Raw genomic sequence first — 26,564 nt, forward strand, 5'->3', positions numbered from 1 at the left:
AATTTACTCCTCCGGTACATCTAGTTTGCTTAAATGTTTTCCAATATGATCTGCTAGCAATGCTGCATAATCTTCTAAGTGTTCATGCATCAATTGATAGAATCGATTTTTAAATACATAATTGCCTTCAACATCTTTTTCAGTTAATAACAAGCCATAGGTGACATGTAATAATTGACGTGCATTATCGTCATTTAAGTATTCAGGCAATTCTTCATCACCCACCGTGTCAATAGGTTTAATTTTTGATAAATCAGGTGTAATATGATAATATTTCTGCGCTTCGGGAAAATGTTCATCTGCAAAAGCATACATTTCTCTAAAGAATTTTGGATCTTTTTGTGCAACTAAGCGCACTGCTTCTAACCAATTTGTTCCAGCTGTTTTAACATGGAACAGTCCATTTGTACATTTTGCTACTACGGGAAACACACTGAATTTATCGCTTCCAGAATGAACACTTACCTTATAGCCAAAATGTCGTGCAATACGTGCATGTGCATCAAAATCTGTTTCAAATGCTTCTACTTCTCCAATATAGTCAATTCCTTTTTGAAACTCACCTACAAACCGTGGTGCTAAACTTGTTACAACTACATCATGGTGATGCAATTCGTTCGCTACAAAGAAATGTGACTCTGGGGAGGTAACAGTCATTGTTTCATCAATTGAAATTTCAAAGTCAATCGCACGATCAACTGTTTTAACATATGTATTATAGACATGAATCATATACTCGATAGCACGATGATATTGAACAGCGTTATACAATAACGCTTCACGGCTAAATTCAATAACTTGTCCTTCTACATCAAATATTCGATTCAAATACGTTTCTTCATAATGCTGACGTATTGCTTCATCAACTAACTCTACGTATTTTTCTTCTAACATCTCTAATGAATACTCAGGCACTTCATTATCGATGTAATCTGAGCAATCTAATGTTAACATTGACATGCCGACTCCAATGGCGTATTCAATATCTTTTTCCAATTTTAAATGGTCACCATCCGCACCGAATCCTTTAGTATAACCTGCTTGGTAAACCGCAAATGCTGCTGCATCTAATACATCCTCAAACTTACGTTCAGTTAAATCAAGTTCGCGAATACTTTGTTGGGCTAAAATTGGACGTATTTTTAAATCAGATACTGCTTGTAATTGACCAAAACCAGCTAATCCAAGACGGTCGCCTAAACCTATCGTTGAAATACTTGTCCCAAACGCACGAGGATTTGTGTAGTCGAAATAACGATTCAATACTAAGCGATTGGCATGATTGGTTGGTGCTATTTTTCGTCCTGGCTCAATATCTTCTCCTTCAAACTCATCGTAAACAGCACCTTCACCGGTCACTTCTAAAAAAATACCCTCTTTCGTTAACACTGTTACAATTTCAACTTCTTCAACCTTATTTCGTGATTGTTCAAAATACTTAATAATTTCCATTCCATTCTTCTCCTTCTTCTGACTCGCTGAGGATTAACCTTATCTTACCTCTACAGAGCACTTAGAGTGTCATACTACTTCGGCGAGACAAGAGTTAATAGGCTTACTCACTCTTTACTTATTCTTCAATTTGCAAATGGTAACACGCCATAAGAGCAAATAAATAGGTCCCTACACCATGCAAATCATCTTCTGATTGTGGGCGGTTTACGTAGTAATCATATACCCCGGCAGACGTTCCGATACAAATTCCATTCAAATGTGCAATAACCTCTTCTTCGACAATAAATTCTTTAATCATTCCTGTTAAAGCGTCGTCTAACACTGATTCAAATTCCGTGCTAATATAGCCTTTGCTGATTGCTTTGGCGATTGTATAGATATACAGTGCTGTTGATGAACTCTCAATCCAGTTATCTTCTCGTTCACCTTTATCAACAATTTGATACCAAACATGCTTTTGTGAATCTTTAAATGCTAGAATACTTTCAACATACTCTCGAATACTTTGTTCCAAATGATGTTGACCGTATTCTCCACCTTCCAATTCTGTTAAAATATCATGCAACGCAGCACCGTACCAACCAACAGAACGACCCCAAAATTCTGGGGAACAACCTGTTTCTTCATTCGCCCATGGTTGTTGTCGTTTTTCATCCCAAGCATGATACGGTAACCCTGTTGTCGAATCAAACATATGTTTGCGCATTAGACGCTCTTGATATAACACTTGTTGGATTAATTCAGGTCGATGAAAAAACTTAGCAGCTCGTAGCATAAACGGTCCTGCCATAAATAATCCATCTAGCCACATTTGGTACGGATACTTATCCTTATGCCAAAATCCGTATTCTGTTGTCATGTTTAATGTGTCAATCATTGCTGCTAATTTTTTGAGTGCAATCACATAACGTTGGTCTTGTGTAATTTCAAACAAGTCAAATAATAAAAAGCCCACTTGCAGTGTGTCTAATTCTTCGCGACGATATTCAAAATTACCATTCTCATCAATAATGTTATTGAAATAAGCAATGATATATTCTAAGTATTCCTGTTTTTTTGTTATTTTATATACGTCATATGCCCCCATCAAAAAGACGCTTTGATGATAATGGAAACGTCCAGCAGGCGGCAATTCTTGCGGCGTAAATTTTTGCATAATCGCTCGAACCGATTTTTCTGCTAATGACAATATTCTTTCTTTATCTTTTAACATATCTTACTCCTCGTTTAATTAACATTAATATTAGGGCACATTTCACCGCATGCCCTAATATCTTCCTTCTTAACTAACTACACGCCCGAATATGCGGAGAAACCACCATCAATAGGAATAACTACCCCATTAACAAAACTCGCTAAGTTTTCATCTGCTAAGAAGAACATTCCACCTACTAATTCTTCCGCTTCCCCAAAACGCCCCATCGGTGTATTATTCAAAATTTTATTTGCGCGTGCTGTTGGATTCCCCTCTTCATCAAATAACAGTGAGCGGTTTTGATTTGTCACTAAAAATCCAGGTGCAATCGCATTACAACGAATTCCTACTTTTGAAAAATGTACAGCTAACCATTGAGTAAAGTTACTAATCGCTGCTTTGGCTCCAGAATATGCTGGAATCTTTGTTAACGGCATATAAGCATTCATACTTGAGATATTGATAATATTTGCACCTGGGCGTCCTACCATATCGCGTGCAAATACTTGAGTTGGTAATAAGGTGCCTAAATAATTCAAGTTAAAAACAAATTCAATACCTGCTTTATCTAGCTCAAAGAAGCTCTTCGTTCCTTCTGGTAATTCAACTTCATGGAATTCATTATCTGTGGTAGCCTTAGGATTATTGCCACCTGCTCCATTAATTAATATATCAGTTGCTCCTAAATCAGCTAAAACAGCCTGTCTTACTTCTTCTAAATTTTCCTTTTCTAGCACATTTACTTTATACGCTTTAGCGATACCACCAGCTTGTATAATTTCGTCTGCTTGTGCCTGAGCTGCTTCCTCATTTAAGTCCAATAACGCTACTTTTGCGCCGGCTTTAGCAAATTCTCTTGCTAAAAAACCACATAACACACCGCCTGCTCCTGTAACAACCACTACTTTATCTTTGAATTGAGTTAACTTTGTCATTGTCTCTGCCCCTTTCAGCTTTTTCTTATATTTAATAAGGCTAACATTGACAACAGTTTGGTTTCTGCTGTCAATATCATTACCTTATTTGAAGGTTATTTAAGCCAATTAACTTAGCTTATCAATCGCTTCCCACAATCCAGATAAATACGTTGCCCCTAAAGCTCGATCATATAAACCGTATCCGGGACGTCCTGTTTCTCCCCAAATCATTCTTCCGTGATCTGGGCGAATTGCGCCTTGCCAGTTATAATCATGTAACGCTTTTACTACTTCAAACATGTCAATAGAGCCGTATTCTGAAGGGTGCGCTGTCTCTTTAAATGATTTACCTTCTTCTAATTTTATATTACGAGCATGCATAAAATTCACGCGATTACGTCCTAAAGCATAACGTAAAATATCGAGCGCATCATTTTCAGGTGTGGAAGCGTATGAACCAACACATAAAGTTACACCATTATACTCACTATCGTATAAATCTAAAAATCGTGCGACAGCCTCTTTACCAGTAATAATCCGTGGTAAACCAAAAATTGAGTACGGCGGATCATCGGGATGAATTGCTAATTTTACTTTTACTTCTTCAGCCACTGGTATTACTCGCTGAATAAAGTAATTTAAGTTTTCCCATAATGTTTCTTCATCAATAGTTGCATATGCATCCATTACAGCTTTCATACCTTCTTTTGTATAGGAAGCATCCCAGCCTGGCAATGACAATTCGCCATTTACAGGGTCCATCTTTTTGGATACTTCTTCATCAAAAATAAGCGCTGTGGAACCATCTGGATAGCGATAGGCCAAATCTGTCCGTGTCCAATCAAACACAGGCATAAAGTTATAACATACTGTGTATACACCTTCTGCTGCTAAATTACGGATGGTTTGAATATAATTAGCAATTAATTTATCTCTTGTATTACGACCTAACTTAATATCTTCATGCACCGGTACACTTTCAATGACTGATAATTCTAATCCATTAGCTTCAATCGTATCTTTTAATTGTCTAATTCTTTCTCTAGACCACACTTCACCAACCGGCACATCATAAATAGCAGAGACAATCCCACGCATAGTTGGAATTTGTCGGATGTTTTCTAACGTAACTGGATCATCTTCTCCGTACCATCTAAATGTCATTTTCATAAAATCTTCCTCCTAATTCATACAGCGTTATGTAAATCCTTACGTTTTGTCAAAATGACTTATTAATAAAATTTACGTTCGCACTAATTTGTAACTTCATAATATCGAATGGATTTTGCAAAATAAAGCGTTTTCTGCTGTTTGATAATATAGTGATTATCCTTCGAATTCTAAAATTCAGTACAAATAACCCAGTATAAGAAAATGATTATTTACTGTATTGGATGATTATTTACCAGAAACAGCTGCATTTTGATTCCCAAATGCGTCTTATGAGTATTTAGTAGGTACGCTCCTGTCTATCCATAACAAAAAACCTTCATTGACATCAGCCACAATGAAGGTTAATGAATATCAAAAAAACGTTGTTTAGCAACTCTATTTATTTAATTACTCTATTCGAATCTTTAAATTTTTGTTGCAATACCATCAAGTAGAGTAAAACAATTACAGTAGCTGCTAAACCATTACTGAAGACCACACTATACCAAACAACACGAATACTCTTTCCGAATATCAAACTGTATAGCTTCAATGAAATAATCCGAAAAATCCAAATTCGACATATGTCTACTATTACTGAATATACTGGTTTAGATACACCATTAAATACTGCCATCGTAGTATTATAAAAACCATTGGCAAAACAATATAGCGCCAAAATACGAACATAGTCTATAGCTAATTGTAAGGTCGCATTGTCTTGAATAAAGATTGCGGATACCCAATGCGTTACTGGCTGCCACGCTAATATCAAGCCCATAACCAGTAAATAAGCTACTGAAAAAAACATTGCCTGTCGATAAGCCTTTTTTATTCGTCCAAAATATCCTGCACCAAAATTTTGACCGACAATAATTGTTAAAGCATTACCAATTGAGTTGGATGGTATAGTAACTAGACTACTAATCCGATTTCCGATTCCATATGCTGCCATCGCAACATTTCCATATTGAATCACTTCACGTCCCATTACCATAAATCCCAATTGAATTGTCGCACCTCCTAAAGAAAGTGGGAATGCTATTTTAAGAATATCTTTTACACGTTTCCAAGATAAACGCCAGTTTGAAAACTGAATATAAAAACGATTAGTATGCTTAAATAATCTTGGAATAAACAGCAAGCCTGGTATTAAGCGTGCAATTAATGAAGCAGCGCCCGCCCCCACAACCGATAAATTCAATTGGACAATCAAAATTGGTGAAATAATCAAATTAATAAACAATCCAATTACATTTGCATAAAATGATATTTTGGCATTTCCCATCGAATTTTGTAATGCAACGTATATATTCGTCACAAAGTGAATTTCAATTCCAATAAAAACTATTAATAAATAGTGCATTGACAATTGTATGATATCTCCTGTAGCACCCAATAAAACCAAGATTGGCTTTATAAAAATACCTACCAATAATAAAATACTTCCACATCCAACTACAATTAAAATAAACACATGATTCAAAATACTTTTTACCTGTATTTCATCTTTACGTCCAATGGCCTGAGAAATTAATATACTTGTTGCAGTACTTAATCCCATTCCAATATTAACCAACATTTGTACGATTGGATTCGATAAGGTTACAGCTGCTAACTCTAATGACCCTAATTTCCCGAGCCAATAAACGTCCACCAATCCATATAATGTTTGTGCAATATTTCCAACAACAATCGGCAAAGATAGTTTAAACAGAGCATTAAATATCGACTCTGTTAATATATTTACACTATTACGTTTCAAATACTCTCCCTCCATTTTTTCTATTTTTCTACCTTTCATGTACAAAATTATGATATAATTATACTTGCAAACGATTTATATTGTTCAAATATTAGAAAGGTAGTTTGTCTATCATGAGAAAAAACCGCTTATTTTATCAAATATTTATTCCTATTTTAACACTGGCATCGATATCCATCATTATCATTTCCACCTTTTTCTCGTTCCGTTCTTCACAAAGAATGCAACAAATTTTAGATTTATCGCTTCGAGATAATTTACAACAACTCATTTATAACATTGAAAATGATTTAACATTATTAGAGAGTACATTAACAGCTTTTAGTACATCCAGTAGCTACAATCAAATTGTTTCTAATCCGTTATTACCAAGTAATGTGACAGATTATAAATCTATGCTCGACCAAATTCAGTATTTAGAAGCGTTAAATGGAGACAATAATGTAACTTACAGCATCACCAGTCTTGACGGCAAATGGAGTATTCAAAATGGTTCATTGCGTCAACTAAACGATAATCAATTATCTAATTTTAAAACACAAGTAGATGCTATAAACTTATCCACACGCCAAATAAAATGGCAAAATGAAAATGGCAAAATTACATTTACTGCCTATTTACCTTATTTTTCTCGAAATAAAAATTCAATCGCTCAAGGTAGTATTAATGAACGCACATTACTACAATCTGTTGACCCAGACTCAATCGATAATCTCGCAATACTAAACAAATCTGGAGAATGGCTATTAACACTTGAAAACTTCCCAATGAGTTCAACTGAATTGCTAAAAACCATTCAAGAAACTAATCGGTCATTTGGAATACTTAATATTGGAAAGCATAATTATTATTTCTCACAAAACAAATCCAATAATCGTTATTATGTTATCCAATACGACACACTAGTTACTCAGATAAGAAATGAAAATAACCCATTATTATTGCTGCTATTCAGTGGTTTGGCAATTTTATTGATTAGTATTACTTCATTCTCAGTAGCTAAAAGTGTCGCTACCCCTATCACCCGATTAACTAATTCAATTGCTAATTTGTCCATCGGCAAAGACATTACTAATCAAGATGATTTGAAATACTTATCTGACTCATTTGAGGCTCTTATTTCAGAGCAGCAACAATTTTCAGAATTTTATGAAAATGATAAAGCTATCTTAAAAAATCAATTTATTATTAAATTACTAAACAACCAAGTATCCAGCCATGCATTACAAAATCGCTTAAGTCTCTTCGAATACGAAACACAGCAACATATGATGTATTATGTTTTAATCTCAAAATTAGATTATTTGCGTAATAGTGATAATCCTTCAGTTGACTTATGGTACTTTGGTATTAATAAATTAATCGAAGAAACAATTGACCCACAATTTATATTCGAAACTACCTTACTCAATAATGAAACACAAGTGACCATTCTTAATATTGATACGAATACTTTCGAAAATTCTAAAACAAAAGCCTTAGCTATTGCTCAAGATATTATGGCTAAAGTTTCTGAATTATTGAAATTACAAGTGAGTATCGGCATGAGTAGAGGGTATAACTCCCTTGACCAGTCGCACATTGCATACAAGGAAGCACAACAAGCTTTACAACAAAAACAAAATTTTGATGACAGTACGGTTGTAACCATCGAAGATGTAGCACCTAAGGGCTCTGACTTACTCTTATCATTTTATCCAGAAGATGTCGAAGAACGTATTCAAGAAGAAATTCTAGTTGGAAATTTGGATAAAGCAAAAGATTCGCTGAATCACTTCTTTAATCGTCTACAAGAATATGCTACAAATTCCGTAACCGTTGAGATAGCTTCTATTCGACTGATAAACAATTTGTTTATGCTGAATCAACAACTAGGACTCAATCGCGTCAAAGAAATTCAAGCACAAAAAAATAGTAGTATTTATCAGCGTATCACTGAATTTCCTAATATAAAATATATCAAGTTATTAATCGAAAAAGAATTAATTTCACCAATTATTATGGAAAACCAAGAAAATACAGATACTATCTTTAAAACATTATCTAACGAAATAAAGGATACAATTAAACAAAATTATGATTTAGATATTACGCTTGAGTCTATCGCTGATGAGTTACACTATAACCCTAACTATTTAAGTAACATCTTTAAAAAAGAAGTGGGCGTATCTTTTACTGATTATTTAAACAACTATCGCTTAAAAATGGCAAAAAAACTATTAGTAGAAACCGATATGCCAATTAAAGATATTGCCGAAAAACTTCGCTACACAAATTCACAAAACTTTATTCGTTTCTTTAAAAAGAACGAAGGAACCACTCCAGGTGCTTATCGTCAAGGCAATAAATAACAGTACAATAAGACACGCAACAATAATTTATGGTTGCGTGTCTTATTATTATTTTTCAACATCTTCCAACTGAATATTGCGCCGATACAAACAAAAGCCCATCGACATCCAGAAAAATAATGCATTGATTGATAAAATCCCTTGTGTTCCAATAAAGGTAATAACACCACATAATAAAAATGCACTCATCGCTACAAGTAAATAACGGTCGCGACTCAATAGATAATTGCCAATCATTAGGAAAATTAATGTCAGTATGAGAGCAATAGCAAAAGTGACTGCCATCGCTTTCACCGATTCAAAACTTTCTTTTAAAGTTAAGGTTTCGTTGATTTGGTTAAAAAATGGAAACAATGTTTTTTCATACGTCTCAATCGTTTGCTGATTAAAGATGCTCGCTACGCTTCCAATCAAAATCAGCATAATCGTCCAATTAATAATATTACCCCAGAAAAAAAATCGTTTCATTCTTTACTCCTCCATCTTTTTGCTTAAAATCGGTGTTCAATCAGTTCTGATAAAGTCCATTGTCTTGATTCAACTACTACCCATCGTGGTCGTATGTATGCTACCTGTTTTATCCATTGTGAATCACTATATGTCTCCCGATAACGTACTTCATCAACAGTAGGTGTATGTTGCGGCCAATCTGACCAGCCTTGATAATTGATATGGTCATCAAATGAACAATCAATCATTTCTGTAAATGCATATTGCCGCCACGGTCTACCCAAATAGACATTTTGAGCTCCTTCTTCTTTTGTAAACCAACATTGATAAAAGGTAAAGCCATACGCTTTGTCCTTCGGCGTCGAAGCAGCAGTAACATATCCTACATCTTGTGGATTGATACGAGCCAAACTTTTAATTTCACATTGATGGAATATCGCATTGCCGCCGCCAAAAATATAGTCTATCGTCCCCTCAATATAGCATTGATTAAATAATACACGATATTGTTCAAAATATCTTCTACTATTTTTTCTCGGAAAATCTTTCCCACTTGCTTGTTTAGCCGGTAAAGGCCCAATACACAACGTATCTTGATAGCCACAAAATCGACAGTTCTCAAATAATACATTATCTGCATGAACAAACACCGTAACTGCCTGTCCTACTAATTCTCCTGGCCCCGCGTTATTAACAAATGTAATATTTTCAAATCGTGCATTTTCACTTTCAATATAAACTGTAGGTGTAGCAAATGTCCCAATCATATCCCCATTTTCATCTAATTCTTGTGCATATCTTCCCGCAACTATTTGAACATTTCCTATTCCAATCATCGACAAATTATCTATTTGAATAACTAAACGTTCTTCATAGGTTCCTTCTAAAAGAATTAATTCTCTTTTCACTTTTGGATTTTCACCAAAGTATGCCAATGCTTCAGTAATTGTCCTAAAGTCAGCTATACCGCTCAATCCCACAATCATCTTCAATTCTCCTTATTTAGCTCCAACTCTTTAAAATGCATTCACTTCGACAATCGCCTATGTGTGCTCTGCAGATGCCATTGACTTTTTATTCCATGTCACTCTTAAGGCTGCCACAACGCCTACTTCGCAAATAGCTTGTAGTATTAGATCCCTTCGTTTTTTTACTTCAGCAGGTTGAGGCATATTACCAATGTTTGCAGAATGATTCCAGTGATTCATTTCAAAACGATCGTTGTCGCACTATGTTTTATTATTTCCTATTTGATGCTTAACAAATTCAATCCATTTCTTTCGCATTCCTGGAGTTTCTTCATGTCCCCCAGCATCAATAAATGTATCCCAATTTTGAATTGCTTGTTCGTTGGCATAAATTCTTTCTAAATATTGATGTAGAAAATGAACTCCCTCTATCGGACAATTACCATCTTGATTCCCTACTAACGTTAAACGTGCTCTGGGGACAATTTTTGCTTGGATTTGTTCAGTTGTAAAATATCTCAACAATCGTGGTACATAATAATAATGTCCGTGCTTGTTCAATTTTTTCTGTTCAACTAATGTTTCCAAATGGAGCTGGGAACCTATGTCCACCACCCATTCAATACGTTCATCAATTGCAGCAAGCCACCAACTCATTAAGCCTCCCATGGACATCCCCAGAGCCCCAATCTGAGACGGATTTATTAAATCCATCACTTGAATAAAGTCTAATAAATATTGTAAATCATATAACATCAGACCCCACAACGTTTGCCCGTAAAGGAGCGCTTCTTTAACCAACTCCGATTCTGTGAATTGGTGACGTGTACCAAATCCTCGTGCATCAATTGAAATCGTTGCACAACCTAATTTGGATAATTCTTCCGCGTAACTCTTCGGTTGTAAATAATGATTGCTTTCGATTATTTCACGCTTACCTAATGTATAATTTCCACCATGCGAATGTTGACATAGAACTAATGGTATCGAAGCTGTTAAATCTTTGAAAATTGGCATTGTTAGCTGTACAATTACATCTTCATTATTCAATAAATTCACTCGAAAATAATAGATGTCATAATTACTTATTCTGTTTTGACTTATCAAAGAATAGGAGAAATCACCCTTATTAGGGCGATCCCCTAATAAGTCATTCAATGTTAGAACTGAATTCATTGTTCTGATGATTGAGCCAACTTATAAGCTTCTTCATATTCTGAGATAATTTGTGTACCACCTTGGTCTCTCCAACGTTTTACAGCTTCTTGGAAACCGTCTTTGTCGATTTCTCCCATAATATATTGTACCGTCGCATCTTCGATTATTTTAGTTAATTCTGAACCACGTTCATTCATTGTCGCTGAATCTAATGGCACAGATGGGTCCATCACTGCAAATTTATCGTTTTCTCGTATCATTTCATCGGATAATCGTTTCCCTTCATATCCTGATTTTAACGTAATATCAATTTCATTTGGTCGTGAACCTGAGTATGGTTGTACTTCTTGTCCCCATAAGTCGGAATCAATAATTTTATAAACACCTTCATCATCAAACTCATAGTGTTTTCCTTCAATTCCTCCAGTCATTAACATATACGCTTCTTCATCCATTAAATCATTGACGAATTTTAATAATACACGTAAATCTTCTTCTGTCTTCACATTGGTCACCGGGAACGCTAATACTCCGTTTACACCATTTCCTTCTGACCAAATGTGGTAATTGCCATCACCCACACCGTCAATTTTATTAACCGGAATAAGTTCAAAGTTACCTTCACCCAATGCTGCTGCCATCTTATTACGGTGTCCATTAATACTTACAATACCGGTATACGCACCTGTTTTCCCATTGACAAATTGGTCATCTTGGTCTGCTTTACTTGTTACTGCAAAATCTTGTTGTAATATTCCCTCTTTATATAAACGATGTGAGAAATCCATAGTTTTCATATATTCTTCCGTTTCAAACTCAGGGATAAATTTACCCTCATCGGTTACTTTCCAACCATTCGGTGCTCCAAAGTATGAGGCAAATGTTTTAAAACTACTGTAACGTAAATCATTTCGGTCACCTAAACCAACGGTATCATCTTTCCCATTTCCATCTGGATCATCAAATGTGAACGCACGTAATACTTCGTATAATTCATCCATGGTTTTTGGTACTTCTAATCCCAAATTGTCCAACCAATCTTTACGTAAAGTCATTCCTCCACGTGCATAAGCTTTTTGGAAAGGAATACCATATAGCTTGCCTTCAATTGAAGCGGCTTTAATACGGTCTTCCGAAATTTTTGCTAAATTAGGGTAATCTTTTAAGTAAGGTTTAACATCCCAAAACATTCCTGATTTCATTGCGTTACGTACGGATGAATTTTTCATTAGTGTGATGGTAACGATATCTGCTAAATCGTTCGACGCTAAGGCTGTTGTTAATCGTTCTTCTTTCGATGCATCTGGTATCCACGTAATATCTAAGTTCGTTTTGGTATACTCTTCTAGTAATTCCTCAATCACATTGTTTGGTGGCGATGCGGTATGCAACATATTCATCCAGGTAATTGTTGGACGTTCTTCTGCTGCTAATACATTTTGTATATTAAACAATGGACCTGCAATTAATGTACTTAATGCTAACGCCATCGTTGCTTTTCTAAATTTTGATGCCATTTTCTCTTTTCTCCTCTATTATGATTATTGATAGTTACTGCACTGGCAAATTCACCTTTTCAGTATCAAATAGTTGATATGCTTCACCTTTTACATTGATTAAATTAACACCACTTAAATCGATATGTTTCGCATTTCCTACCCAAAATCCAACTTGCGACATCTTCGGCAAATCGGTCATCATCGCAGGAAAATCCGGTGTCCCCTCAGTCATCATCGTAATTTCAACATTTGAAAACTGAATGTTTTCTATGACACTTTCTGGCAGTCCATAAATAAATCCTGCCGCTGCAGTCGCATTAATCGCCTTAACATTGGAAACGGTAATATTCTGAATGCTAGGTGTTTCTTCTGTAACTGGATATGGATTTTTATCCCACACATATTTTTCTTTTCCACCCGGACCACAGAAATAATATAAATTCATAACAATCGGACACATGACACCGTCCATAATGATATTATTAAAAATAATATTCTTAATCGTACCACCACGTCCGCGACGTGTTTTCAATCTAATACCACGGTCTGTTTGATTAAATACACAGTTTGAAACGACAACATTTTTTACATCGCCACTCATTTCTGAACCAATCACAATACCGCCGTGTCCATGTAGCATGTTACAATTCTCAATCGTAATATTTTCACAAGAAATACGCTGTAAGGCACCCTCTGTTCCAGCCTTTATTGCAATACAATCATCTCCAACATCAATATAGCAATTTGAAATGCGAACATTTTTACATGATTCTGGATTTATCCCATCTGTATTAGGCGAATTGTTTGGATTAATGATTGATACACCATTTACAGAAACATTATTAGATTTTAACGGATGCACTGTCCAACTAGGGGAATTGTTAATTGTAATTCCCTCAATCTTCACTTTATCGCACTGGTTAAAACAAATTGTTGTTGGTCGAGGATATTTTAATTCTGTTGACTTCTCTCTAAAAACTTTCCACCAATCATGTCCATTTCCTTCAATTGTTCCTGTACCGATAATTGAGATATTTTCAGCGTGTTCTGCATATAATAATGAGCGATAAACCGCGCAATCAACACCTTCCCATCGGGCGTTTACCACAGGATAATCAAAACTATTAGTTTCAAAAAATAGCGTCGCTCCTGGAGAAATATAAAATTCAATGTTTGACTTTAATTCCAGAGATGTTACCTTAAACTTGCCTGCAGGAACTTCAATTCGTCCCCCACCTTCTTGACTAATTTTCGTAATCAAATCATTTATTGCAGCTGTATTGATTTCATGTGAATGCTTTGTAGAAGCGCCGAAATCAGTTATTTTTACCATAATTGCGATTCCTTTCCAATATACTAAAACATTATTTAAACAAGATAGGCAAAGAGGTGCTGACAGATTTGTTTGTTAACATCTACTACTCAGCACCCATTCCTGGCCTATCATCTATTTACTTTTCTTCTATTGATATTTACTCAGTTTCTTGTGATAACTTATAAGCTTCTTCATATTCTGAGATAATTTGTGTACCACCTTGGTCTCTCCAACGTTTTACAGCTTCTTGGAAACCGTCTTTGTCGATTTCTCCCATAATATATTGTACCGTCGCATCTTCGATTATTTTAGTTAATTCTGAACCACGTTCATTCATTGTCGCTGAATCTAATGGCACAGATGGGTCCATCACTGCAAATTTATCGTTTTCTCGTATCATTTCATCGGATAATCGTTTCCCTTCATATCCTGATTTTAACGTAATATCAATTTCATTTGGTCGTGAACCTGAGTATGGTTGTACTTCTTGTCCCCATAAGTCGGAATCAATAATTTTATAAACACCTTCATCATCAAACTCATAGTGTTTTCCTTCAATTCCTCCAGTCATTAACATATACGCTTCTTCATCCATTAAATCATTGACGAATTTTAATAATACACGTAAATCTTCTTCTGTCTTCACATTGGTCACCGGGAACGCTAATACTCCATTTACACCATTTCCTTCTGACCAAATGTGGTAATTGCCATCACCCACACCGTCAATTTTATTAACCGGAATAAGTTCAAAGTTACCTTCACCCAATGCTGCTGCCATCTTATTACGGTGTCCATTAATACTTACAATACCGGTATACGCACCTGTTTTCCCATTGACAAATTGGTCATCTTGGTCTGCTTTACTTGTTACTGCAAAATCTTGTTGTAATATTCCCTCTTTATATAAACGATGTGAGAAATCCATAGTTTTCATATATTCTTCCGTTTCAAACTCAGGGATAAATTTACCCTCATCGGTTACTTTCCAACCATTCGGTGCTCCAAAGTATGAGGCAAATGTTTTAAAACTACTGTAACGTAAATCATTTCGGTCACCTAAACCAACGGTATCATCTTTCCCATTTCCATCTGGATCATCAAATGTGAACGCACGTAATACTTCGTATAATTCATCCATGGTTTTTGGTACTTCTAATCCCAAATTGTCCAACCAATCTTTACGTAAAGTCATTCCTCCACGTGCATAAGCTTTTTGGAAAGGAATACCATATAGCTTGCCTTCAATTGAAGCGGCTTTAATACGGTCTTCCGAAATTTTTGCTAAATTAGGGTAATCTTTTAAGTAAGGTTTAACATCCCAAAACATTCCTGATTTCATTGCGTTACGTACGGATGAATTTTTCATTAGTGTGATGGTAACGATATCTGCTAAATCGTTCGACGCTAAGGCTGTTGTTAATCGTTCTTCTTTCGATGCATCTGGTATCCACGTAATATCTAAGTTCGTTTTGGTATACTCTTCTAGTAATTCCTCAATCACATTGTTTGGTGGCGATGCGGTATGCAACATATTCATCCAGGTAATTGTTGGACGTTCTTCTGCTGCTAATACATTTTGTATATTAAACAATGGACCTGCAATTAATGTACTTAATGCTAACGCCATCGTTGCTTTTCTAAATTTTGATGCCATTTTCTCTTTTCTCCTCTATCCTTTTTTATCTAGTACTTGTTCGACCGTTTCGCCCAATAATATATCCGCCTCCTCTTGCGAAACGTCCCATACTTGTTCCTTTATATAAATATTTTTTAAAAACATCATAATAATCCATTGGATACTTGAATATCCAATTAAGATAAAATAAGCCGGTAGCCATCGTAACATTACAGCTCCGTATGCTGCTAATGTAATACACATTACTATAAACAATAAAATATATCGTAAAAACAGCTGAAAGATTAAATGTATTTTTTCTTTAACATTTTCAACATTAAAATGTGCACTCACTGGATAATAAAGTAAAATAACCGGACTTGCTACAAAAATTGCTAAAAATATCCCGACACGAAATCCCCAATTTTTTACGAACAACAAATCAACCGTTACAATCATAATAAACAGAGTAATCATTATCCCACTTATTATGTTCTCCTTAAGATTTTGACGAAGATTTGCCATATATGTTTTTACAGGAGTTGATGATTCACCTATTTTTACCCATTGCCGTATAGTAGCACTCACTGCATAACTAGCCGGACCAATTCCAAAAATAACAAGACCCAAGATGATTGTTCCTAACCACAAACAATTCAAAATAATTAAGTGTAATATCCATGTGCAAAATTGATTCCATTTCATTCCTAGCATCTTGGATTCCTTTCTTTCATAAATTAATACACGCCATCTTCACCTAACATATTTGCTATCTTATTAGTAATTGAAACCATTATGAAGCCAACAACACCTTTGAACAATCCCATTGCTGTCGAAAAACTTAATTGTCCGTTTTTTAATCCCGCTGTATAAATATAAGTATCAAATATTTCAGTTCGTTCTCGGTTAAGCGGATTCACTAATAAATACATGTGTTCGAAGCCTAAATTTAAGATATTTCCGACTTTTAAGATTAATAAAGTCACGATTACTGGACGTATAGCCGGCAATGTAACATGCCACATTTTTTGTAATAGCGTTGCGCCGTCGATATCTGCCGCTTCATATAGTTGAGTATCCACCGCTGTAATAGCTGCTAAATAGATAATCGTCGACCAGCCTAACTCTTTCCAAATAATTTGTGCTGTATAAACGACACCAGCCCAATTCGCTGAAGTTAAAAATGGAATTTTATTAAGTCCCAAATAGGTTAAAGCTTCATTAATCATTCCACCGTCCATTGATAATAATACAAAACTGATAGAAACAATAATTACCCATGACATAAAATGCGGAATATAAATAATTGTTTGCACTATCTTTTTGAACGCTTTATGCCTAACTTCATTCAATAATAATGCTAATACAATTGGCAGCGGAAAGAAGAAGACAATATTCAACACAAAGAAATACAATGTATTCACAAGTAATGTTCTAAATGTTGGTTCTGTAAACAGACGAATAAAGTGCTTCATTCCTACCCATTGACTACCTTTAATCCCCAAGAATGGTTGATAATCTTGAAACGCAATAATGATTCCACCCATCGGAACATATTTAAATATGATAAAATATAATACCCCTGGCAAAATCATTAGATAAAGAGCTGCATTAGTCAAAACAGATTTTCTTTTTCTCAGTTTTAACTCTTTATCTAGTTGCTTTAGCTTTGCTTTTGATAACGGAGCAAAGGGTTGTGTTATAGAATTTTCCATAACTTGTATACCTCCTTGTAATTTTGAATTTAGTATAGCAAGCGTTTTCTATTTTGTTAATAATCATTTCATTGGATACATTGAAAACCCTTTAATATCAGCGTTTATATATGAAATTTTTTTACGGTGGTCATTTAAAAACTTTTGAATCTTCCGTCACCTCTCCTTTTATATCCACAAAATGATTGTTTCTGTAACGGCTTCCACTTGCTAAAATATAAGTATAAGAAAATAATTATGAGGAGGAATTCCTATGAACAATCGTTCAAACCAAAGTACTGGATATAAAATATTTACAGTATGCAATTATATATTTTTAACATTATTAGCCGCAGCGTGTCTATTTCCATTTTTAAATATTATCGCTAGTTCATTTGCTACGCCAGCTGAAATGGCTCGGAAAAAGTTTATACTATTTCCTGAAACATTTTCAATAGATGCTTATCGGTATATTTTATCAACACCAACTATTTTTAGATCACTGGCTGTTTCAATTGGAATTACCTTTTTCGGGACACTCACAAGTATGATTGTTACAAGTTTAATGGCTTACGGTTTATCCAGAAAATATTTATACGGTCGCAGTTTCTTCAACTTTATGATTGTTTTTTCTATGCTATTTAGCGGTGGTATGATTCCACATTTTTTAGTTGTTAAAAGTTTAGGATTATTAAACTCATATCTAGCATTAATTTTGCCTGTCACTGTCAATGCATTCAATTTAATTATCATGCGTAACTTCTTCCAAGCATTACCTGATAGCTTAGAAGAATCAGCTAAAATTGATGGTGCATCGCATTGGACTATATTTTCTAAAATTATGGTTCCTTTAGCATTACCATCCATTGCAACCATTTCATTATTCTACGCTGTTTCATACTGGAATACTTATATGCAAGCAATTCTATATATTAACGATTCCAAAAAATGGCCAATTCAAGTCTTATTACGTCAAATCGTCATTGTTTCAAGTGGCTTACAAGTCGATGGAAGTATGTTTGAGGTGGTACCACCCGCACAATCTGTAAAGATGGCAGTCATTGTTATCGCAACCTTACCAATGCTCATCGTTTATCCTTTCATTCAAAAATATTTTGTCAAAGGGGCCCTTGTCGGCTCGGTTAAGGGATAATAATTTTAGGGTCACGTAAAGAATTTAATTATATCTTTACATGACCCTTTTCTATTTTGATTTTTGACTGAAATGAAATCTCTGCCTATAATAGAAGTTGGAGCATTTTATACACGCAGTGTTATGGAGGAATAATTATGGCGAACGAAACCCCTGTTTACGGAACAGTATTATTAAAAGCATCAAATATCATCAATGTTATAGCTAAGTCATCTGAACCTCTAGCATTAAATACAATTGCTCAAGAATGTGGATACACTGTCAGCACCACATCTAAAATCCTTGATACCTTACAATTAATTGAATATGTACAGCGTAACCCTGTTGACAAAAAATTTTCACTAGGCATTGCACTCATTCAGTATTCAAACGCCGCCTTAATGCAGTTTGATATTATTCGCGATTCTTATTTTGCCTTAAAAGCATTATTTGACGAATTTCATGAAACTGTACACCTCGGGATGTTAAAAGATAATCAAATGCTCTATATTAACAAATTTAGCTCTCCAGAAAATAATAAGCAAATGCTCTCGCAAATCGGTGGTACAAGAGAATTGTATTGTTCTGCAATGGGAAAAGCAATTCTTAGTACATTCTCAATTGAAAGACAAAAGGCTTATATTGATACGATTCATCTAACGCCGTTTACAAATCAAACGATTACTGATAAATCGATACTTACACAAGAAATTCAGATTGTAAGACAACAAGGTTTCGCAACGGACAATCGTGAAATTGAAAATCATTTATATTGCATTGGCGCTGCCATCCATACAGCAAATGAACCAACTGCTCAGTATGCTTTTAGTGTCACTATCCCTTATTATCGCTTAACCGATGAACTAAAACAAACTCTTATTAACCGTGTTTTGGAGACAAAAGAATTAATCGAAAAGATGGTACTATAAAGAGAAGAAGGCCAACATTAGTACCATTCAAGGCATCATTTATAACTAGATGATAGTTCCAAGTGATGCCCCTAATTCTTATTACACCAGAAGAATTTTTTACATATGATTGATACGAATCATATCGTTTACGCTTTGTTTTAAAAACTCTTTTGGTGTCATACTAAATTCTTTTTTAAATGCTCGTAAAAAATTAGTGTAGGAAGCAAATCCACATTCTGAAAATACCTCTATAGCGGATGGATTCTTTAATAACAACTGTTTTGAAAGTAATAATCGTCTTTTTAAAACATATTGATAAAAGGATAGTCCTGTATATTTTTTAAATTCTCTAATAATATGATATTTATTTATAAAAAAATGAGATTCCATATCCTCTAAGGTCAATGAAGGTGAAATTAAATTTTCTGAAACATAATTAATCATTCCTTCCATTTCGCTATCTCTCTTACCGTTTATCTCCTCAACATTTTCCTGATCATTCACCCATCGATTAATCTCAACTATATAATCAACCACCCGATTTTCTAATGAAATTTCAGAGCCAAATTCTTGTTTATTCGCATTATTAGATGTTTCAGTAACAAAATGTAGTTGTTCTTTTAGCACTTCCAATGACACTTTAATCACTTTACTTCTATGATTATTCGATATTGAAGGCTTAAAAGCATTTTCTAAATTGCTCAATATCGTTGAATGTTTTTCTAAAAAATATGGTGTCACAAAAATATATACTCGCTCAAAATAATCTGAGTTTTGCTTTAAAATTCGATGCAAATCATTCGAATGTATTAATAGTATAGTTCCTGGCGATATAGTAAAAATTTCACCCTCAATAAAAAATTCTGCCGTCCCGGTAAGAGTAGCATGTATTTCATAGTAGTCATGATAATGATATATCGCTTTTTCGTTGGTCACTTCATCTTCAACATGCCATATTTCAAATTGATCAGAAATCATCGTATTAATCCTAGAACCTCTGATTTTTGTCATTTTCATACACTCCTCCTATCCTCTACAAAAAAAGTGAGACTACATTAACGATATAGCCCCACCCTCCTAAATATATTATACTACTACCCTGCCAAATTTGGTAACCACATGACAATGCTTGGGAAATATGTTATCAATAGCAATACTGTTAAGATTGCAACAAAAAATGGCACCAGTGGTTTTAACATTTGCTCTGGTTTCACTGAGCCAACGCTCGAACCAACATATAGTCCAGTTCCAACTGGAGGTGTGATTGATCCTGCACATAAATTCATAATCGCGAACAAACCAAAGTGAACAGGATCGACGCCAACACTTCTTACCACTGGTAAAAAGATAGGTGTGAAAATCATGATAGCTGGACCAACATCCATAAACATACCCACTAGTAGTAACACCAAATTTACAAGTAATAAAATTAAAAATTTATTTGTCGTTAGACCTAAAATAAAAGCACTGATTGCTTGAGGAATGCCAGTAAACGCCATGGCGAATGACATCATTGAAGATGTTGCTAACAAAAATGCTATTGTACCAGTTGTTAATACCGCTTCCCTTAACATTTTAGGTAAGTCATTTAATTTTACTGTCTTATAATAAAACATTGAAATTAGTAAAGAATAAGCTACCGCAATGGCAGATGCTTCTATAGCAGTAAAGATCCCTGTTAATATCCCCCCAATAATGATAACAATTAACATCACGCTAGGCAGTGCTTCTTTAATAATTGTCCATGCTTCTCCACGGTTAATTTTTGCTGTCACTGCGTAATTATTTTTCTTAGCATAGATATAAGCAACAATCATTATTGAAACTGCCCATAACGCTCCTACAAGATACCCACCTAAAAATAATGATGAAATGGATGCACCAGAAGCAACTAATGAATACATAATAAATGCTGAACTAGGTGGTATTACCATACCAGTTGGTGCTGAAGCAATATTCACAGCAGTAGCAAATTTACGATCGTATCCAGCGGCTACTTGTTGTGGTACCAATACTCCTCCAATAGCTGTTGAAGCAGCGATTGCTGAACTAGACATTGATCCAAATAAGGCATTTCCAAGTACATTCGTATGTGCTAATCCCCCTGGAATACGTCCAACAAATAGCATTGCAAATTTCACCAATTTATCTGCTATTCCTCCATTATTCATTATAATTCCAGATAGTACAAAGAAAGGTATAGCAACCAACGAAAAGCTATTTAAACTAGCTACCATCTTTTGTGCTGATGCAAATAATGAAATATCAAATGGAACTACTAATAATAGAGCAGCTATTGAAGATGCCGCTATCCCTATTGCTATTGGCATTCCTAAAACCAATAAAATTGCAAAGATTGCAAATAATATAATACCTGCCTGTAATGCCATTTACTTTGCCCCCTTAAGTACATCAGATAAATTTATCAAAGTGTATAAGAAAATTAAACATCCAGCTACTGGAACAGCTAAATAAACGTACCCCATCGGCAACCCTAGGGAAGGAGAGTACTGTACTAATGTAACAGATACAGATTTTAACCCCCCATAAACCATTATAAGTAATGAGAATACTAGAAATAGTATTTGAACTATTAAATCCAAGATTTTTCTATTTTGTAAATTCAACTTATCGCTGAGTAACGTTACTGCTAAATGGCTTCTCTTTCCAACAACATAAGCAGCTGAAAGCATTGATAACCACACCAGACTAAAACGTACAATTTCTTCTGTCACAGTATTCGGATTATTTAATACTACACGTGTAAATATTTGAAATAATACGATTAATACCATCACAGTTAAGATAACAGAGCATAGCACTTCTAAAATCTTATCTAGTAAATTTCTGAATTGTTCCATAATATCCTCCTATTTTGCTAATTCTCGAATCTTTTGATATAATCCACTGTATTTTTCATTATTTTTGAATTTATTGTGTAATGGTTGAACTGCTTCTTGAAATTCTTTACTATCAGCTTCATTATATTCAATATTATATTTTTCTGTTGCCGCTTTTTTCTCTGCTTCTACCGCTTCCTTAAAAATGGCTTTTTCAAATTGAGTTGACTCATAAGCTGCTTCTATTACCGCTTGAAACTGTTCTTCAGTCAATTGCTCTTTAACAGAATTACTCATCACAACAATATCAGGAATACGGGTATGTTCATCATATGAATAATATTTAGCGACTGCTCCGTGTCCAGCTGTAAATAATACAAACTCATTATTTTCAGCTCCATCAATTAAACCTGCTTGCAATGAAGTAAAAACCTCATTACTCCCCATTGGTACCGCCGAGCCACCTAATAACTCAATCATCTTAATGGCAGTTTCACTTTGCATCACTCGAATTTTTTTCCCTTTAATATCATCTAATGATGTTACAGGACCATTCTTCATGTAAAAACTTCTTTGTCCTGAATCATAATATGTGAGTCCTTGAAAACCTAAATTTTTAGTAGAAGCATATATCGGATTCATTATTTCTTCGTTTTCCATCACTTTAAAATAATGCTCCTCATTATCAAATAAATATGGAATCCCAAAGATTGAATAATCTTTGGAAAATCCTTCTAAAGCTGAGGCACTAACTTTAGTAAAATCAATAGCCCCCGTTTGTGTTAATTCTATTAACTCAACTTCCCCGCCTAATTGAGCATCTGGAAAATAAGCAACACTAACCTCACCATTTGTTTTTTCCTCTACCAGTCTACCAAACTCTTTCATAGACTCGATAACTGGTTGACTATTACTTGCATAAGCAAAACGTAATACTTTTTTACCTGAAGCATCCGCTTGTCCGCACCCACTTAAAAAAAGTGTAAATAATAACAAGACACTCAATATATATTTGTTTTTCATAATGTTCTCCTTCTGTACCTTATATGTATTACCAAACAAACATTAACTTTGTTACATAATAACTATCAATTGACTTAAAGCGATTTCATTAACAGATATTATGATAGCACTTTCTAGTAACCATTTGTATACTATTTATTGCTTAAAAGCTATCAATAATTGCGGTTTTCTATGCTGAATTTTTTCTGTGCTGATAAAATTCTAAAATTATTTATATTTTTTTACTGTAATTCAAAAAAAGATTGCAAAGATTGCAATCTTAATAATTGTAGCTCTATTGTAATCCTGTTGATTATTTACTCACTCTCAAATATTACACAAACGTATATAGATATTCTGTTAAAGCTAAAACTGACAGTGATTGACCGTAGGGCATTGCAGTTTTTGCTATATTTCGATAAAAGTCTAAGTCAGGTCCCATTCCTGTTCCTACAGATACATTTTGTACTTCACCTTTTTCATCAATCTGACTAATTAGCGCTTGTACTGCTTTTTCAGCTTTATCTAGGTATTGTTCAGAAACGTAACCTTTTCTTATCGATTTAAGGATACCATAAGTAAAACCGGCAGTAGCTGAACTCTCTAAATAACTATTTGGATCGTCTAATAAAGTCGTCCACAATCCTGACTCATGTTGACACTCCATTAATGTTTCTACTTGTCGATTTAGAGTTTCTAATAAAAATAGGCGTAAACCGTCATTAGGACTCAATTCTAAAATATCAATAATTTCTGGTATTGCAATTGTAATCCAGCAATTTCCTCGTGCCCATAACGCTTCTGCGAAATTATGATTTCCCTCAAACGTCCATCCATGGAACCATAAACCTGTCTTGCGATCTTGTAAATACTTAGCATGAATCATAAATTGTCGTTTAGCTTCTTCAATATATGCTTGATTATTAAATAGCATACCAATTTTAGCTAATGGCAAGACTGTCATCATTAATGTGTCATCCCACATCTGTTCTACATTTTCCGGACCATATGTTAAGTGTTCAAATCCTCCTTCTTTCGTTCTAGGCAACTTATTCATTGCCCAATCTGCCCACAATTCCAAATATGGTAAATATCGAGAATCTCTCGTTTCCTCATATAAATAGGCCATTACTAATAAAGGCGCCATTGTATTTATATTTTTGGGGGGTGCTCCAATTTCAAATTGTTTTTCAAACCAATCGGTAACAATTGTTAACGCTTTTTTATCATTTGTCAGTTGATAGTATTTAAAAATACCGAACAACCCCACACCTTGAGGCCAATTCCATACATTCCAGCTTTTATCATCAACCACTACTTCATCAAAATGTAGTAAAAATTCCCCCGAATCCTTTATTGTAGTTAAATTATCCATCATTAATTGAATTTTTTCTAATACAATCTTTTTTTCAACTAAATGTTCAACAATATTATGATCTCTCTGCATTATCTATGCTCCTTCTCATTATAAATAAAATACTTCTCGCAATGACTGTGTCTGCGGACTATTATCTTCGTTAGTCTCCATAATGTCTTTCATAAAAGCCCACCACTTTTTACATGCATCTGTCTTACTTATCTGAGCATATATTTTTATATCTTCAACTTCAAGATAGGCAAATAACTGTCCTGTTGATTCGTGTAAAAATATTGAATAGTTATGTACTCCATGTTTTTTTAATTCATCCACTAACTCTGGCCAAATTAAATCATGACGTCGTTTATATTCTTCATATTTATCTTCATAAACTTTCATTACCAATGCTAATCTCTGCATAAATCTTGTCTCCTCTTTACTCTCGCTCACTTCGGTTATCTTTACGACCATTCTGAAATATTGCCAGGCATGAGTACAAGTTAAACACTTCCACCATATTTTTTGGTTATTTTTATTAATTCATGGGTGAAAATTAAACCGCGCACACCCCATTCACTCATTATCATTAGATAAATACCCTTTAATCCCATTCCGAAATATACACCCACTAAATATCCCATTCCGATTCGATATAACCACATCGAGCTCAGTGAAATCATTGTAGTAAATGAGCCTTTTCCTATCACACGTAATGCATTCGAGACAATGAAACTCATCCCCAAAAAATACAATGGAATAATATCGCCCATAAATATATTTCATGAGCATTGTCAATGGCACTTTCTGACAAATTAAACAGCCACACTATTTTGCGAAAAAATGGTGAAATACATAAATCTGATAACAAAATAATAGCGGAACAAAGTCCTATAAATAATAATGTTTTATTTTTCTAATATTATACCAATCATCTTGACCTACTAAACGTCCAATAAAAGGTACAGTAGCAGACGAAAGCTCAATAGGAATAATGTAAGACAATTCCAATAATCGCATTTGCAGCGATTACTTGAGCCTCAAACTCAACAATCATTAATTGAATAATAATTTTGCCCCCATTAAAAATAAACCTTCTAGGGCAAACGAGACAAATGCTAATAAAATCGTTTTCCAGTCAACTAATGATAACATGTGTAATTGAGTTCTTGAAAGTCTAAAAAATTGACTAAATTTTCTGGAAATAAAAAACGTCATTATTAACCCCAAAATTCTTGAAAGCATTAAAGAAAAACAAAGTCCTATTACAGCAAAATTCAATATCCGAATGAAAATAATATTACCGACGACGTACATCGCATTAATTAATAATGATATCTTTAACGTCATCTTCGCTTGAGCAATTCCACGTAAACTACCATTTATTGCATCAATAATCGCTTGAAAGGGACAGCTCAGTATTGTACCGATAAAAAATATCTCCGCATAATAATAAACTTTTTCTCCTGCTGAATTTGCCATAATTGACACTATATTTCCTCTAAATAGTGATAAAAGTACCAATAAAACGAAACCAATTGTTATTGCCATTACTATTACATTTACAAAAATGCGGCGCATCGATGTAAAATTTTGCTGTTCTAAAGACCGAGCTATCATAACGGTTGCCGCGAAACTTAATGCCGCGAAAATTTGTGAAAAAAAACATTTAAAGTTCCAATTATATTTACCGCACTTATAGCATCTGCTCCTGCATCACTAATCATATATATATTAATAAAATTGAATGCCACCAAAAAACTGATTCACTACAATTGGAATAATGAC

The 26,564-nt window shown here is 34.4% G+C and carries 24 protein-coding genes; 3 read left to right on the top strand and 21 right to left on the bottom strand.

All coding sequences use genetic code 11. The features are described 5' to 3' along the window. Positions 1 to 3 precede the first annotated feature (3 nt). From JDW14_09320 to JDW14_09340, 5 genes are all read right to left on the bottom strand, one after another. Positions 4 to 1,452 (bottom strand): tagaturonate epimerase family protein, encoded by a 1,449-nt coding sequence (locus tag JDW14_09320; GenBank protein ID QQD65457.1) that lies wholly within the window; start codon positions 1,450 to 1,452, stop codon positions 4 to 6. Positions 1,453 to 1,570: 118 nt separating this feature from the next. Further along, positions 1,571 to 2,668, bottom strand: coding sequence for a glycoside hydrolase family 88 protein (locus JDW14_09325; protein QQD65458.1), 1,098 nt, complete (start codon positions 2,666 to 2,668; stop codon positions 1,571 to 1,573). Positions 2,669 to 2,745: 77 nt separating this feature from the next. Next, positions 2,746 to 3,585, bottom strand: coding sequence for an SDR family oxidoreductase (locus tag JDW14_09330; GenBank protein ID QQD65459.1), 840 nt, complete (start codon positions 3,583 to 3,585; stop codon positions 2,746 to 2,748). 108 nt (positions 3,586 to 3,693) lie between these two features. Further along, positions 3,694 to 4,737, bottom strand: a complete 1,044-nt coding sequence (locus JDW14_09335) for a mannonate dehydratase (GenBank protein QQD65460.1) — start codon at positions 4,735 to 4,737, stop codon at positions 3,694 to 3,696. Positions 4,738 to 5,119: 382 nt separating this feature from the next. Further along, complete coding sequence (locus JDW14_09340) at positions 5,120 to 6,484, bottom strand: MATE family efflux transporter (protein QQD65461.1); 1,365 nt, start codon at positions 6,482 to 6,484, stop codon at positions 5,120 to 5,122. Positions 6,485 to 6,597: 113 nt separating this feature from the next. On the opposite strand from JDW14_09340, the gene JDW14_09345 reads away from it, so the two are divergent. Continuing rightward, entirely contained in the window at positions 6,598 to 8,835 is a 2,238-nt protein-coding gene (locus tag JDW14_09345) for a helix-turn-helix domain-containing protein (GenBank protein QQD65462.1), read from the top strand. Positions 8,836 to 8,883: 48 nt separating this feature from the next. On the opposite strand, the gene JDW14_09350 is transcribed toward JDW14_09345, so the two are convergent. The 8 genes from JDW14_09350 to JDW14_09385 form a co-directional block, all read right to left on the bottom strand. Beyond that, a complete protein-coding gene (locus JDW14_09350; GenBank protein ID QQD65463.1) occupies positions 8,884 to 9,303 on the bottom strand; it encodes a hypothetical protein in 420 nt (139 codons plus the stop codon). Between the two features lie 23 nt (positions 9,304 to 9,326). After that, positions 9,327 to 10,271 (bottom strand): pectin esterase, encoded by a 945-nt coding sequence (locus tag JDW14_09355; GenBank protein QQD65464.1) that lies wholly within the window; start codon positions 10,269 to 10,271, stop codon positions 9,327 to 9,329. A gap of 243 nt (positions 10,272 to 10,514) precedes the next feature. Beyond that, entirely contained in the window at positions 10,515 to 11,303 is a 789-nt protein-coding gene (locus JDW14_09360; GenBank protein QQD65465.1) for an alpha/beta hydrolase, read from the bottom strand. A gap of 122 nt (positions 11,304 to 11,425) precedes the next feature. Next, positions 11,426 to 12,928 carry an extracellular solute-binding protein gene (locus JDW14_09365; protein ID QQD65466.1) on the bottom strand — a complete coding sequence of 501 codons (1,503 nt, stop codon included), beginning with the start codon at positions 12,926 to 12,928 and terminating at the stop codon, positions 11,426 to 11,428. Between the two features lie 34 nt (positions 12,929 to 12,962). Further along, a complete protein-coding gene (locus JDW14_09370) occupies positions 12,963 to 14,243 on the bottom strand; it encodes a glycoside hydrolase family 28 protein (GenBank protein ID QQD65467.1) in 1,281 nt (426 codons plus the stop codon). A 139-nt stretch (positions 14,244 to 14,382) separates the two neighbouring features. Next, positions 14,383 to 15,882, bottom strand: a complete 1,500-nt coding sequence (locus JDW14_09375; protein ID QQD65468.1) for an extracellular solute-binding protein — start codon at positions 15,880 to 15,882, stop codon at positions 14,383 to 14,385. 15 nt (positions 15,883 to 15,897) lie between these two features. Then, a complete protein-coding gene (locus tag JDW14_09380; protein ID QQD65469.1) occupies positions 15,898 to 16,548 on the bottom strand; it encodes a DUF624 domain-containing protein in 651 nt (216 codons plus the stop codon). 32 nt (positions 16,549 to 16,580) lie between these two features. Beyond that, entirely contained in the window at positions 16,581 to 17,558 is a 978-nt protein-coding gene (locus tag JDW14_09385; GenBank protein QQD65470.1) for a sugar ABC transporter permease, read from the bottom strand. Between the two features lie 253 nt (positions 17,559 to 17,811). On the opposite strand from JDW14_09385, the gene JDW14_09390 reads away from it, so the two are divergent. Together JDW14_09390 and JDW14_09395 are read left to right on the top strand one after the other, a co-directional pair. Further along, on the top strand, positions 17,812 to 18,690 hold the full coding sequence (locus JDW14_09390; GenBank protein QQD65471.1) for a carbohydrate ABC transporter permease: 879 nt from the start codon (positions 17,812 to 17,814) through the stop codon (positions 18,688 to 18,690). A 137-nt stretch (positions 18,691 to 18,827) separates the two neighbouring features. Next, a complete protein-coding gene (locus JDW14_09395; GenBank protein ID QQD65472.1) occupies positions 18,828 to 19,598 on the top strand; it encodes an IclR family transcriptional regulator in 771 nt (256 codons plus the stop codon). 99 nt (positions 19,599 to 19,697) lie between these two features. Here the strand turns inward: JDW14_09395 and JDW14_09400 are convergent, their stop codons facing one another. The 8 genes from JDW14_09400 to JDW14_09435 all read right to left on the bottom strand — a co-directional run bounded on the left by JDW14_09400 (position 19,698) and on the right by JDW14_09435 (position 26,429). Then, a complete protein-coding gene (locus tag JDW14_09400) occupies positions 19,698 to 20,597 on the bottom strand; it encodes a helix-turn-helix domain-containing protein (GenBank protein QQD65473.1) in 900 nt (299 codons plus the stop codon). 77 nt (positions 20,598 to 20,674) lie between these two features. Further along, a complete protein-coding gene (locus tag JDW14_09405; GenBank protein ID QQD65474.1) occupies positions 20,675 to 21,970 on the bottom strand; it encodes a TRAP transporter large permease in 1,296 nt (431 codons plus the stop codon). Further along, a complete protein-coding gene (locus tag JDW14_09410; GenBank protein ID QQD65475.1) occupies positions 21,971 to 22,441 on the bottom strand; it encodes a TRAP transporter small permease in 471 nt (156 codons plus the stop codon). Positions 22,442 to 22,450: 9 nt separating this feature from the next. Further along, entirely contained in the window at positions 22,451 to 23,443 is a 993-nt protein-coding gene (locus tag JDW14_09415) for a TRAP transporter substrate-binding protein (GenBank protein ID QQD65476.1), read from the bottom strand. Between the two features lie 313 nt (positions 23,444 to 23,756). Next, a complete protein-coding gene (locus tag JDW14_09420; protein QQD65477.1) occupies positions 23,757 to 24,869 on the bottom strand; it encodes a glycoside hydrolase family 88 protein in 1,113 nt (370 codons plus the stop codon). An 18-nt stretch (positions 24,870 to 24,887) separates the two neighbouring features. Continuing rightward, entirely contained in the window at positions 24,888 to 25,199 is a 312-nt protein-coding gene (gene rhaM, locus JDW14_09425; GenBank protein ID QQD65478.1) for an L-rhamnose mutarotase, read from the bottom strand. Between the two features lie 80 nt (positions 25,200 to 25,279). Beyond that, positions 25,280 to 25,549: a hypothetical protein gene (locus JDW14_09430; GenBank protein ID QQD65479.1), complete on the bottom strand. Its 270-nt coding sequence runs from the start codon at positions 25,547 to 25,549 to the stop codon at positions 25,280 to 25,282. A 283-nt stretch (positions 25,550 to 25,832) separates the two neighbouring features. Further along, positions 25,833 to 26,429, bottom strand: coding sequence for a hypothetical protein (locus JDW14_09435; GenBank protein QQD66546.1), 597 nt, complete (start codon positions 26,427 to 26,429; stop codon positions 25,833 to 25,835). Between the last annotated feature and the right edge of the window lie 135 nt (positions 26,430 to 26,564).

The sequence above is a fragment of the Aerococcaceae bacterium zg-252 genome, from assembly GCA_016237705.1.
In the GTDB taxonomy this organism is placed as follows: domain Bacteria; phylum Bacillota; class Bacilli; order Lactobacillales; family Aerococcaceae; genus Globicatella; species Globicatella yangjingiae.

Bases quoted from the DNA above. Each gene is read 5' to 3' on its own strand.
- JDW14_09380 (QQD65469.1), bottom strand. From the start codon at position 16,548: ATGAAATGGAATCAATTTTGCACATGGATATTACACTTAATTATTTTG.
- JDW14_09410 (QQD65475.1), bottom strand. From the start codon at position 22,441: ATGGAACAATTCAGAAATTTACTAGATAAGATTTTAGAAGTGCTATGC.
- JDW14_09370 (QQD65467.1), bottom strand. From the start codon at position 14,243: ATGGTAAAAATAACTGATTTCGGCGCTTCTACAAAGCATTCACATGAA.
- JDW14_09385 (QQD65470.1), bottom strand. From the start codon at position 17,558: ATGGAAAATTCTATAACACAACCCTTTGCTCCGTTATCAAAAGCAAAG.
- JDW14_09390 (QQD65471.1), top strand. From the start codon at position 17,812: ATGAACAATCGTTCAAACCAAAGTACTGGATATAAAATATTTACAGTA.
- JDW14_09415 (QQD65476.1), bottom strand. From the start codon at position 23,443: ATGAAAAACAAATATATATTGAGTGTCTTGTTATTATTTACACTTTTT.
- JDW14_09335 (QQD65460.1), bottom strand. From the start codon at position 4,737: ATGAAAATGACATTTAGATGGTACGGAGAAGATGATCCAGTTACGTTA.
- JDW14_09320 (QQD65457.1), bottom strand. From the start codon at position 1,452: ATGGAAATTATTAAGTATTTTGAACAATCACGAAATAAGGTTGAAGAA.
- rhaM (QQD65478.1), bottom strand. From the start codon at position 25,199: ATGCAGAGATTAGCATTGGTAATGAAAGTTTATGAAGATAAATATGAA.
- JDW14_09325 (QQD65458.1), bottom strand. From the start codon at position 2,668: ATGTTAAAAGATAAAGAAAGAATATTGTCATTAGCAGAAAAATCGGTT.
- JDW14_09395 (QQD65472.1), top strand. From the start codon at position 18,828: ATGGCGAACGAAACCCCTGTTTACGGAACAGTATTATTAAAAGCATCA.
- JDW14_09375 (QQD65468.1), bottom strand. From the start codon at position 15,882: ATGGCATCAAAATTTAGAAAAGCAACGATGGCGTTAGCATTAAGTACA.
- JDW14_09405 (QQD65474.1), bottom strand. From the start codon at position 21,970: ATGGCATTACAGGCAGGTATTATATTATTTGCAATCTTTGCAATTTTA.
- JDW14_09430 (QQD65479.1), bottom strand. From the start codon at position 25,549: ATGGGCGATATTATTCCATTGTATTTTTTGGGGATGAGTTTCATTGTC.
- JDW14_09350 (QQD65463.1), bottom strand. From the start codon at position 9,303: ATGAAACGATTTTTTTTCTGGGGTAATATTATTAATTGGACGATTATG.
- JDW14_09355 (QQD65464.1), bottom strand. From the start codon at position 10,271: ATGATTGTGGGATTGAGCGGTATAGCTGACTTTAGGACAATTACTGAA.
- JDW14_09345 (QQD65462.1), top strand. From the start codon at position 6,598: ATGAGAAAAAACCGCTTATTTTATCAAATATTTATTCCTATTTTAACA.
- JDW14_09330 (QQD65459.1), bottom strand. From the start codon at position 3,585: ATGACAAAGTTAACTCAATTCAAAGATAAAGTAGTGGTTGTTACAGGA.
- JDW14_09420 (QQD65477.1), bottom strand. From the start codon at position 24,869: ATGCAGAGAGATCATAATATTGTTGAACATTTAGTTGAAAAAAAGATT.
- JDW14_09365 (QQD65466.1), bottom strand. From the start codon at position 12,928: ATGGCATCAAAATTTAGAAAAGCAACGATGGCGTTAGCATTAAGTACA.
- JDW14_09400 (QQD65473.1), bottom strand. From the start codon at position 20,597: ATGAAAATGACAAAAATCAGAGGTTCTAGGATTAATACGATGATTTCT.